This window comes from Arcobacter vandammei (assembly GCF_016106035.1).
Classification (GTDB): domain Bacteria; phylum Campylobacterota; class Campylobacteria; order Campylobacterales; family Arcobacteraceae; genus Aliarcobacter; species Aliarcobacter vandammei.
In genome coordinates this window covers 77,943-89,153 of sequence record NZ_JADKPZ010000012.1, presented here as the reverse complement: position 1 = coordinate 89,153, position 11,211 = coordinate 77,943, and the positions used below count along the sequence as shown (strand labels likewise).

At 28.2% G+C, this 11,211-nt stretch carries 14 protein-coding genes; 6 read left to right on the top strand and 8 right to left on the bottom strand.

Annotated elements, in window-relative coordinates; translation table 11 throughout:
* The first annotated feature begins 159 nt into the window (after positions 1–159).
* Positions 160–423, top strand: coding sequence for a hypothetical protein (locus IQC44_RS08090; RefSeq protein ID WP_198305835.1), 264 nt, complete (start codon positions 160–162; stop codon positions 421–423).
* Positions 424–511: 88 nt separating this feature from the next.
* Here IQC44_RS08090 and IQC44_RS08085 read toward each other — a convergent pair whose 3' ends face one another.
* Positions 512–1,102 carry an FAD-dependent oxidoreductase gene (locus IQC44_RS08085; protein WP_198305834.1) on the bottom strand — a complete coding sequence of 197 codons (591 nt, stop codon included), beginning with the start codon at positions 1,100–1,102 and terminating at the stop codon, positions 512–514.
* A gap of 136 nt (positions 1,103–1,238) precedes the next feature.
* On the opposite strand from IQC44_RS08085, the gene IQC44_RS08080 reads away from it, so the two are divergent.
* Positions 1,239–1,829 (top strand): hydrogenase-4 component G, encoded by a 591-nt coding sequence (locus tag IQC44_RS08080; RefSeq protein WP_198305833.1) that lies wholly within the window; start codon positions 1,239–1,241, stop codon positions 1,827–1,829.
* Positions 1,830–1,850: 21 nt separating this feature from the next.
* On the opposite strand, the gene IQC44_RS08075 is transcribed toward IQC44_RS08080, so the two are convergent.
* From IQC44_RS08075 to IQC44_RS08045, 7 genes are read right to left on the bottom strand one after another with little or no spacing between them, the layout of a single operon-like run.
* Positions 1,851–2,585: a sulfite exporter TauE/SafE family protein gene (locus tag IQC44_RS08075; protein ID WP_198305832.1), complete on the bottom strand. Its 735-nt coding sequence runs from the start codon at positions 2,583–2,585 to the stop codon at positions 1,851–1,853.
* Between the two features lie 2 nt (positions 2,586–2,587).
* Positions 2,588–3,337 (bottom strand): serine O-acetyltransferase, encoded by a 750-nt coding sequence (gene cysE / locus IQC44_RS08070; RefSeq protein ID WP_420837848.1) that lies wholly within the window; start codon positions 3,335–3,337, stop codon positions 2,588–2,590.
* On the bottom strand, positions 3,330–5,144 hold the full coding sequence (gene speA, locus IQC44_RS08065) for a biosynthetic arginine decarboxylase (protein ID WP_198305830.1): 1,815 nt from the start codon (positions 5,142–5,144) through the stop codon (positions 3,330–3,332). The genes cysE and speA overlap by 8 nt, the downstream gene beginning before the upstream one ends.
* Before the next feature lies 1 nt (position 5,145).
* Positions 5,146–6,375 (bottom strand): histidine--tRNA ligase, encoded by a 1,230-nt coding sequence (gene hisS, locus IQC44_RS08060; RefSeq protein WP_198305829.1) that lies wholly within the window; start codon positions 6,373–6,375, stop codon positions 5,146–5,148.
* Positions 6,365–6,934 (bottom strand): dTMP kinase, encoded by a 570-nt coding sequence (tmk, locus tag IQC44_RS08055; protein WP_198305828.1) that lies wholly within the window; start codon positions 6,932–6,934, stop codon positions 6,365–6,367. Before tmk ends, hisS begins: the two co-directional genes overlap by 11 nt.
* Complete coding sequence (gene coaD, locus IQC44_RS08050) at positions 6,925–7,419, bottom strand: pantetheine-phosphate adenylyltransferase (protein WP_198305827.1); 495 nt, start codon at positions 7,417–7,419, stop codon at positions 6,925–6,927. Before coaD ends, tmk begins: the two co-directional genes overlap by 10 nt.
* Positions 7,420–7,421: 2 nt before the next feature.
* Positions 7,422–7,976, bottom strand: coding sequence for a UbiX family flavin prenyltransferase (locus IQC44_RS08045; protein ID WP_198305826.1), 555 nt, complete (start codon positions 7,974–7,976; stop codon positions 7,422–7,424).
* A gap of 206 nt (positions 7,977–8,182) precedes the next feature.
* On the opposite strand from IQC44_RS08045, the gene IQC44_RS08040 reads away from it, so the two are divergent.
* From IQC44_RS08040 to hslU, 4 genes are all read left to right on the top strand, one after another.
* Positions 8,183–8,818 (top strand): recombinase family protein, encoded by a 636-nt coding sequence (locus IQC44_RS08040; protein ID WP_198305825.1) that lies wholly within the window; start codon positions 8,183–8,185, stop codon positions 8,816–8,818.
* 64 nt (positions 8,819–8,882) lie between these two features.
* Positions 8,883–9,329 (top strand): 50S ribosomal protein L9, encoded by a 447-nt coding sequence (gene rplI, locus IQC44_RS08035; RefSeq protein WP_198305824.1) that lies wholly within the window; start codon positions 8,883–8,885, stop codon positions 9,327–9,329.
* A 2-nt stretch (positions 9,330–9,331) separates the two neighbouring features.
* On the top strand, positions 9,332–9,868 hold the full coding sequence (hslV, locus tag IQC44_RS08030) for an ATP-dependent protease subunit HslV (protein WP_198305823.1): 537 nt from the start codon (positions 9,332–9,334) through the stop codon (positions 9,866–9,868).
* Positions 9,869–9,875: 7 nt separating this feature from the next.
* Positions 9,876–11,204, top strand: a complete 1,329-nt coding sequence (hslU, locus tag IQC44_RS08025; RefSeq protein ID WP_198305822.1) for an HslU--HslV peptidase ATPase subunit — start codon at positions 9,876–9,878, stop codon at positions 11,202–11,204.
* Positions 11,205–11,211: the final 7 nt, after the last annotated feature.

Below are 11,211 nucleotides of genomic sequence, written 5' to 3'. Positions count from 1 at the left end.
AAAAGAAAGCTTTGAAGAGGCACTTAATATTTGGTACATAAAGTATAAATCTTTCCTAGAAGAGCAATCTTTGAATCCTAATACTCTCAAATATTCACCAACTCATCCAAGTGGTTTTTTAAAACATTATTTAACTCTTTGGAAGATGCTCAAAAACAATTGAGCTATATTGTAGAAAAAACAAAATTTTGGGACAAATATAGAGATTTTGAACTAAATGCAAGACAGATAAAAGTCTTAAACTTTATTTTGAATATTGGAGTTTCAAATTTTAAAGGAAATTTAACAAAGAAAAAATATATGAGTATAAGTTCTAGTTCTTCAACAACGGCATCAAGGGATATTGCAGGACTTTTAGAAATAGGGTGTATAAAGCAAAAAGAAGATACAGCAGGAAGAAATATATCTTATATTTTAAACTGAACTAAAAGTTATGAAAATTAAGAATTAAAATGACAAATAAGTTTACAAAATTTTAAGAAGGTATTTATAACCTTCCTAAAATATAAAATCAAGCTTTCACATCGTGAACAATAGCAACTTTCCCACACCAGCTTTTTAAAATATCACAAGCAACTTTTGTTCCATCGCCACTAGCACAAGCAAACATAGAAGGAACTCCACTTGCTAAACCAGCTACATAAACTTCATTTGAGATTTTGTTATTTTCATTTGCCAATAAAATTTTATTTGGTTTTGGAGCAAAAATATTATCTTTTACTTCAACTTCAGAAAAATCAATATCAAAACTATGCATTCCAGTTGCTAAAATAATAGTTTTTGCTTCAAAACTTTCATTTTCACAAATAACAGAAAAGCCATTTTCTACTCTTTTTATACTTACAACTTTCTCATTTTTAAGTTCACAAGCAGGATATAGTTTTAGTTGCTTTTTTAAGTTATTTAGTAAATCAACACCATTTATTGCTTCTATTCCTGCAACATTTATATATCTTCCTGCATTTAAATCACTTTTTGAATTGTCAAGCATTAAATATTTTTTATCTTTTGCCCAGTCAAATTTATCATTTGCACTAGCAAGTGTTAAAGCAGCTCCAAATCCAGCAGCTCCAGCTCCAATTATTAAAACATCATAACTCATAATTATTCCTTAAAAATTTTTTGAAATTATAATATAACAAAATAATAAAAATCTTAACTAGATATTTGAAACAAATAAGTTTAAATTAATTTTAAGAAATGTATAATTAAGTACTTAAACAATAAAAGGAGTTAAGATGCAAATACAAGGACAAATGAGTCAAGCTCTAAATATGTACAAACAAAATACAGATTTAAATGCAAAAGGTCAAAAAGAAACTTCTAAAAATGAATCTGTAGAAGAGATTATAAATAATTCAGCTGCTAGAGTAACTTTATCTATGAATGCACAAGTTATTTTATTTGAAATAAATGCTCATAATATGGCAAAAGGTGGTGCTTTTGCACAAGGTGGAGCAAAATCTAATAATATGGAACTTTTAGATTTCTTAGGTGGAAAAGAGACTTCAAATGGAATGAGTTTAAAAAATATTGGTTATAACGGAAAACCTATTTTAGATTTAACTCAAGATGAAGCAAAAGATTTAGTAGGTGAAAACGGATTTTTTGGAATAACTCAAACTTCAGATAGGGTTGCAAATTTTGTTTTTAGCTTTTCTGGAGATGATTTAGAAAAACTTCAAAAAGGAAGAGATGGAATTGTTCAAGGTTTTGAAGAAGCAAACAAACTTTTTGGTGGAAATTTACCAGAAATATCTTATAAAACTCAAGAAAGAACATTGGCTTTAATAGATGAAAGAATGAATGAATTACGAGGTAAAGCTTAAGAGATTAAAATTTCTTAAGCTTTAAATAGTTTTATAAATCATTATTGCTAAAACAAAAAGATTTAAGAGTAATACAAATTTTTTATATGATGTAGCTTTTGTTTTCTCTTTTATTTTTATTCCAAAATATACTCCAATAACTGAACCAATTCCAATAATAGCACCTTCATAATAGAGCATATTTCCATAAATTGAAGTTGAAATAAATCCTCCAATAGATGAGAATATTACAAAAAATAGCCCTAAAGCAGTTGCTATTTTTAAATCATATTTTAAAAAACCAACTAAAATAGGAAGAAGCATTAAAGAGCCACCAATTCCAATACTCATAGCAAAAATACCAACAAAAAAGCCAATAAATGCTAATAAAAAAGGATTTTTATCATCTTGTTCTACATTTTGCGAAGCAGGGGCTTTAAATAGAGTATAAATTGTATAAACTAAAGTTGCTATAAAAAGATATTGTAAATATATATTTGGAATACTTGGAAGGAAATAACCACTTAAAAGCCCACCAAAAACAGCTCCAATTCCTAAAATAATACCATCTCGAACTAAACCTTTGATTTTTTTTGAGTTTAAAAAAGAGCCATAAATAGATGAAAAAACCATTTGCATAATAGATATTGCAACAGCTTCTTTCATTACAAAACCTGCAAGTAAAAGCATAGGAATTAAAATACTTCCACCACCAATTCCAAAAAAACCAGATGTAAAACCTGTGATTAAGCCAAAGGCTAAAAGTTCAAATTCCAAAATTAACCTTTTTTATTTGATTTAAAAACTTCTAAAAAGTCATTGTACTCTTTTTCTAAAACTTCATTTTTTTCATTTATATCACAGTCGCATTCATTCTCTTTTTTTACATTGTTTTCTAAAATTGTAATTCGCTCTATTAAGTATTTAAACATCTCTTTATTAATATCTGGTAGCTCATTGTGAGCCATTTTATCTTTTTTTGCATCTTTTTTGATAATTCTTGCAGGTACTCCAACAGCAGTTGAATTATCTGGAACATCTACAACTACAACAGAGTTTGCACCTATTTTTGAGTTGCTTCCAACAGTTATATTTCCTAAAATCTTTGCGCCGCTTCCTATTACTACATTTGATTTTATTGTAGGGTGTCTTTTTCCTTTATTAAGACTAACTCCTCCTAAAGTAACACCTTGATATATTAAAACATCATCTTCTACAATAGCAGTTGCACCAATAACCACTCCAATAGCATGATCTATAAAAACTCTTCTTCCAATAGAGGCAGCTGGATGAATATCTGTTTTTGTAAAAAAAGATGATATTCCAGCAATTGCACGAGATAGTTTTTTAAATCCTTTATAATAAAGCTTGTTTGCAACTCTATGATTTATTATTGCCCAAACTCCAGGATAATTAAAAAATAGTTCAAAATTTGAATCAAGAACAGGGTCATTTAGTTTTGGAACAGAAAAATCCTCTTTTATTATTTGCCAAAGAGTTAGTTGTTCTTTTTTTTCTTCATCATTCATCGTCATAATAGCTCCAGATTGTTTTTAAATAACTATTGTCATTTAGATATTTTTTTAGTATTTCATAAGTTTCAGTTGGAAGACTTCTACTTAAAATTGTCTGCATCTCTTCTGTGTCATAATCAATATCATCTAAAATATCTATAACTTTTTGAGACTCTAAAAGTTTCTCTAAAATTACCTCTTCATCTTTAAATACAATATTTACCTCTGTTGGATGAGAAAAAAGATTGTGTTTCATTCCTAGTGTATCTTGATATGCTCCAACATTAAAAAATCCTAAGAAATAATCCTCTTTATTTAAGTTTACATCATGAAGATATAGAGGTTTTTTCATATCAAAAGGTATTTCTCCATCGCTATCACAAGTTATATCCCATAAAGATGCACTTCTTGTTGGTTTCTTATCCAAATGAGTGATTGGCATAATAGGAAACTCTTGGTCAATCCCCCAATAATCTGGTAAGCTTTGGAAAAGTGAGAAGTTAAGAAGATATTTTTCTTGGATATTTTTATCAAATTTTCTAAGCTCTTCATAATCATCAACTTGTAGAAGAGAGATAGCTTTTTTTATAATTTGATGAGTTAAAATCTCGGCATTTGATCTATCTTGTAAATCAATATATCCTAAATCAAAAAGAGTTAATAAAGACTCTAAGTGGTCAATACTATCATGCATAAACTCATAGGCTTTTTTCTTTGTCATATCTTTAAATAAATCATATAACTCTTGAATAAGTGGAGGGTTTACATCTTTTAGTTTTAGGTGATTTAGCTCATATTCAGCTGAAAACAACTCTAATACAGGAGTAATAAGAACTGTTGAAGCAGCACTTATAAATCTTCCAGATTCAGTAAAAATATTTGGCTCTTCAACTCCTTTTTGTCTTGCAATATCTTTTAATGTAAATACAACATCAGAAGCAAATTCATTTAAAGAGTAAAATCTTGATTGTTCATAAGCACTATATTCAACACTTAAACCACCACCAATATTTATAGAACTTAATTTTTTTGCACCTAGATTTTTAAGCTCTGCATAGATATGCCCTGATTCTCTAAGAGCTTTTTTAAGAGGTTTAATAGTATTCATAGCAGAACCAATATGAAAGTGAATCATTGTTAATAAATTTTCAAGCTCATTTTCTTTCATAAGTTCGTAAGCTTCTAAAATCTCTGTTGAAGTTAATCCAAATTTAGAATCAATTCCTCCACTTTTTGCCCAAACACCACTTCCACCACTATGAAGTCGTACTCTAAGCCCTACATTTGGAGCTTCCATTTTCGTCTCTTTTAAAACTTCAATAATCATCTCAAGCTCATTTAAACCTTCAATAATTACAGTTATGTCGTGTCCCATAGATTTTGCTATAAAGCATAGATGTATCATCTCTTTATCTTTAAAACCATTTATTGTAATTGGGCTTCCCATATTATTGTAAGTCATAGCAATAATTAACTCTGCTTTACTTCCAGCTTCAAGACCATAGCTATATTTTTTTCCAGTATTAATTAAAGGATGAATAAAATTTGGTAGTTGATTTACTTTTAGTGGAAAAACAGCACTAAATTTACCTTTGTAGTCATACTCTTTTATACTTGTATTAAAAGCATTAAAAAGTGTTTTTACCTGTTTTTTTGTAATGTGTGGAAATCTTAAAAGTAGTGGACCTTTAAAACCTTGTTTTCTTACATTTTTTACAATAGATATTAAAGATGGATAAGGTTTATAATTTACCTTTACAACTCCATCATCAATAATAAAATTATCATCAGCCCAAATATCAATGCCATATCTATTTTTCATATCAAAAATCCCCTGTATTTATATTTTTTTCTTCTTTTGTCTCTAAATTTTTTGTATAAATTGTATTACTGTTTAACTCATTCTCTCCTATGAGTGCTACAATATTACATCCAAGTTTTTGGGCAATTCCAAAATGTTTTCCAAACCCTCTTGGAGTATATTCAAGATAAGTTTTTGTTGTTTTTCTTTTTTTGTTTGCTATAAGAAATGCTTTATTTAAACTAATTTCATCTAAAACACCAATATATACAAAATCATCTTTTTGTTTTTTCATCTTTACAAGCTCTAAAAGTCTTTCAATTCCTATTGCAAAACCAATTCCTGCTGTACTTTTCCCACCCAAAAACTCAACCAATCTATCATATCTTCCACCACCAGCAATTGCACTTTGAGAACCTATTTCATTGCTTACAAACTCAAAAGCAGTTTTATTATAGTAATCAAGTCCACGAACTAAATTGCTATCAACTTCATAAGAAATACCGTTAAAATCTAAAATCTCTTTTAGTTTTGTAAAATCACTATAACAAGAATTACATAGTGAATCTGTAATTTTTGGGCTATCTTTTAAAAGGTTTTGACAAGCTTCAACTTTACAATCAAGCACTCTTATAGGATTTGTAACTAATCTTTTATTGCAATCCTCACACAGTTTTTCTTTAAAGTTTGAGATATTTTTTACTAAATTCTCTTTATATTTTGGCATACAATCACTGCACCCAAGAGAGTTTAGCTTTAATGTAAATCCAATTTCAAAGAAATCTAAAATCTCACGTATAAGCATAATAATATTTGCATCTTCATAAACATTCTCTATTCCAAAAACTTCACAACCAAACTGGTGAAACTCTCTTAATCTTCCTTTTTGAGGTCTTTCATATCTAAACATAGGTCCAAAATAGTACCACTTATATGTTCCACCAGCACGATCAAGCTTTTTTTCTACAAAATGTCTTACAACTCCAGCCGTTCCTTCAGGTCTTAAACATACATCATTTTGCCCTTTATCAATAAATTGATACATCTCTTTATTTACAATATCGCTACTTTCTCCTACACTTCTTTTAAAAAGTGCAGTCTCTTCAAGCAAAGGAGTTTCTATATATGAAAAACCGTAATTTTTTGCTATTTTTGAAGCGTTCTCTATAAAATATATAAAAAGTTCGCTTTCATTTGCTGTTATATCTTTCATTCCTCTTAGGCTTTGAATAGTTTTAATGTTATTTTGCATCTATAAAATCCTCAATAATTTTTTCAATCTCATCTATTTGTTTACTTGCATCTATAAAAATATGCTCAATATTTAGTTTTAAAATAGTCTTCTTTAATCTATCTTGTATATCTAATAGATATTGTATTCCCCTTTTTTCAATACTATCATGCTCTTTTTGGCTTAGTCTATACTCAAGTTCACTAGGGCTTAATTCAAGCAAAATTGCTTTTTGTGGAAAAGTGTTTGATGTTGCAAGGCGATTAAGCTCTATTAAACTATCTATATTTTCATCTTTTGCATAAGCAATTCCAGAGATAAATGATCTATCGCTTATTATTAGCTTATCTTGATTTTTTAAAATTACCTCTTGTGTATGCTCAGCCCTATCAGCCAAAAACATAAACATTTCAGCTTTTTTACTTTTTGCCTCTCCACTTAAAATCATCTCTCTAAGCTTAATTCCAAGAGTTGTTCCCCCTGGTTCTTTTGTGAAAACTGCATTTGGAAGCTTTGCTTTTAAAAGTTCAAGTTGAGTTGATTTTCCAGCTGTATCAATACCTTCAATTACTACATACATTTAAGCACCTCTTTTGGAACTAAATGTTCAAATTGTCCACCAAATCTTATAATCTCTCGTACAATCGTTGAGCTTACAAAAGCATGTTCAAGAGTTGGCATTAGATATACAGTTTCAAGATTTTTATTTAATGAAGAGTTTGCATATCCCATTTGAAGTTCAAATTCAAAATCTGAAACGGCTCTAAGACCTCTAATTATCGTATTTATTTGTAACTCTCTTGCTAAATCTACAAGCAAAGTATCAAATCCAATTACTCTTATATTTTTCATATCTTTTGTAGCTGCTTTTACAAATTCAACTCTTTTTTCATGTGAAAACATAGGCTTTTTTGCTTCACTTTTTGCAACACTAATAATTACCTCTTCAAAGATATTTGAAGCCCTTTTAATAATATCTAAATGCCCAATAGTTATAGGGTCAAAAGTTCCACTATAAATTGCCTTTTTATATGAACCTGTATAATTATAATTACTATTTTCCATATCTATTTCCATCTTTTGTATAATGTATTATCTATTTTTAATATATCCAACCATTTTCCAATAATGAAGTTTTCCATCTCCTCTAAGCTTTGTTGACTACTATAATAACCAAGCATTGGAGGAGCAACTATAACTCCTAGTTTTGAAAGTTTTAGCATATTTTCTAATGAGATTGTGTTTAAGGGTAACTCTCTAGGAGCAATTACAATCTCTCTTTTCTCTTTTAGCATTACTGTAAAAGCTCTAGTGATTAAACTATCAGCTATTCCAACAGCACATTTTGCTAAAGTATTTTGGCTACAAGGAAGAATAATCATCTTATCAACTTTAAATGACCCAGATGCAATACTTGCACCTATATTTTTATCTTTAAAAAGAGTAATATTTGAAAAGTTTTTAAAAATATCTTTTATTTTTATGTTATTTTCTAGCTTTAGAGCCTTTTTTGCACTTTTTGAAAATACAAGGAAAAGTTCTACATCTTTTGGTATTTGTTTTATAAATTTTATTGCCAAATTTACTCCACTAGCACCACTAATTGCGACAGTTAATTTCAAATTCTAACCTTATTTTATATATAAAAAATCGATATTATCAAAAATAAACTTTTAATTCAATCATAAAAAATTATCACTAGCCAATATTTTTCTAATGTAAGTATATATTAATAATTTAATAGATAACATTTTGTATAAATTTTTGTATAAGCATTAGACAATATGTTTAATCAAAAGTATATTAATTTCTTAGATAAAGGAAAAAAATGTCAAAAGTTTTTACTTATATTAGAAACAATCTAAACAATGAAAAATATACACAAGAGCAAAAAGAGGCTATAAATGGCTATATTTTAAAGAAAAATCTTGAAATATATAAAAATATAGAGATAGTTATAAATACTCCAAAAGATGAAAAAAATATTTTACAACTTTTGGAAAATTGTGAAAAAAACTCTACTCTTATAGTTACAAATTTAAATGTCTTTGGAAGAACAATTGATAATATTTTAGAAATAGTTAAATTTTTATTACAAAATAAAATAAGAATTATTGTAATAGAACAAAATCTTGATTTGCTTGATGATAAAGATATGTTAAGTCAAATGATTTTAAGTGTAATTTCAATGACTGTAAATTTAGAAAAAGAGCTTATGAGCCTTAGAACAAAAGAGGCATTAACAGCTAAAAAATTAGATGGTATAGCTTTAGGAAAACCAAAAGGAACTATTCAAAAATCTAAGTTTGATGAACAAAGAGATAAAATTGAAGAGCTTTTAGCTGTTGGTTTAAGTGTACGAAAAATATCAAAACTTTTAGGTTACAATAATCATATTGGGTTAAATAATTATGTAAAGAAAAGAAATATAAAAGAGCAAGTTATTGAATCTTTAGATAACTAGGCTTTATTTGGCTTTAAAAAAAATATTGTAAAATAAAAAGATTAAAATAAAGGATGAATAAAAAATGAAAGTATTATTAATAAAAGATGTAAAAAGTTTAGGAAAAGCTGGAGAGATTAAAGAAGTAGCTGATGGATATGGGAAAAATTTCTTAATAGGAAAAGGTTTAGCACTACATGCAACAAATGAAGTTCTTGCAAGACATAATGCAGAGCAAAAAAAAGCTAAAGCAAAAGAAGAAGATGAGATAAAAGAGGCTAAAGAATTAGCAGAGAAACTAAACTCTACTAAACTTACAATTAGACATAAAGTTGGTGCAAATGGGCATTTAATAGGTAGCGTTACAAATAAAGAAGTTAGTGAAGAGCTTGAAAAACAGTTCTCTATTATGATAGATAAAAAAAGTATAACTGTAGATAATAAATTAAAAACAGTTGGTATTTATGAGGTTGTTTGTAAATTAGGTCACTCTATTAGTGCAACTTTAAAAATTGATATTATTGCAGGTTAAATATGTTTCATGCAACTACGATTCTAGCCTATAAAGGTAAAAATAAAGCTGTAATTGGTGGAGACGGGCAAGTATCTTTTGGAAATACAGTTTTAAAAGGAAATGCTACAAAGATTAGAACTTTGTATCAAGGAAAAATTTTAGCAGGATTTGCAGGAAGTACAGCTGATGCTTTTAATCTTTTTGATATGTTTGAAGCTCATTTAGAAACTTGTAAAGGTGATTTACTAAAATCTGTAATAGCTTTTTCAAAAGAGTGGAGAAAAGATAAGTATCTTAGAAGACTTGAAGCTATGATGATAGTTTTAAATAAAGAGAAAATTTTTATTTTAAGTGGAAATGGGGATGTTGTTGAACCTGAAGATGGAGAAATAGCAAGTATTGGAAGTGGTGGAAATTTTGCAATAAGTGCAGCTCGTGCTTTAGCAAAACATTCAAGCTTAGATGAAGAGGATTTGGTAAAAGAGTCTTTAATGATAGCTGGAGAACTTTGTATTTATACAAATCAGAATATAAAAATATTAAAATTAGAGGATTAAAAATATTATGGATATGACACCTAGGCAAATTGTTGCTTATTTAGATGATTATATTATTGGTCAAACTGATGCCAAAAAAACAATAGCTTTGGCACTTAGAAATCGATATAGAAGAATGAGAGTAGAGCCAAATTTACAAGAAGAGATTATGCCAAAAAACATTCTTATGATTGGAAGCACAGGAGTTGGTAAAACTGAAATAGCTAGAAGAATGGCAAAGATGATGGGTCTTCCTTTTGTAAAAGTTGAAGCTAGTAAATATACTGAAGTTGGATTTGTAGGACGAGATGTTGAATCTATGATTAGAGATTTAGTATATGAATCAATAAATCTTGTAACTAAAGAGTATGAAGAAAAAATAAAAGACAAAATTGATGAAGAAGTTATAAAAAAAATAGTTGAAAAACTTGTACCTCCTCTTCCTGAAGCTGCAAGTGATAGTGCAAAAGAGTCTTTTATTAAAACTTATAATTTAATGGAAAAAAAGCTTTTAAGTGGTGAACTTGATGATAAAAAAATAGAGATAGAAATACCTAAAAAAGCACATATAGAAATTATTGATTCAAGTATGCCTTTTGATATGAGTTCTATGCAAGAAAGCCTAAATAAAATGCTAGGAAGCCTAAACAAAGAGAAAATAAAAAAAGAAGTAACAATTAAAGATGCAAAAATTCTTTTAAGAGGAGTTGCTAGTGAAGGTCTTCTTGATACTGAAGCTATAAAAGTTGAAGCTTTAAAAAGAGCCGAAAATGGTGGAATTATTTTTATTGATGAGATTGATAAAATTGCAAGTGGAAAGAAAAATCAAGGAAGTGACCCATCAAAAGAGGGTGTTCAAAGAGATTTACTTCCAATAGTTGAGGGAAGCTCAGTTCAAACAAAATTTGGTCAAATAAAAACCGACCATATTTTATTTATTGCTGCTGGTGCTTTTCATGTATCTAAACCTAGCGATTTAATACCAGAGCTTCAAGGAAGATTTCCTTTAAGAGTAGAGTTAGAGTCTTTAGATGAAGATGCACTTTATAAAATTTTAACAAATACAAAAAATTCACTTCTAAGACAATATAAAGCACTTTTAGAAGTAGAAGGTGTTGAACTTGATTTTGATGATGAAGCTATAAAAGCTTTTGCAAAATATAGTGTTGCTGCAAATGAAAAAACAGAAGATATTGGAGCTAGAAGACTTCATACTGTTATTGAAAAAGTTATTGAAGATATATCTTTTGATGCAGATGAGAAAAAAGGTTCAAAAGTTGTAGTTACTTCTGATTTAGTTTCAAATAAATTGGAAAAAATCGTTGATAATATTGATACAACTAGATATATTTTGTAATTTAAAG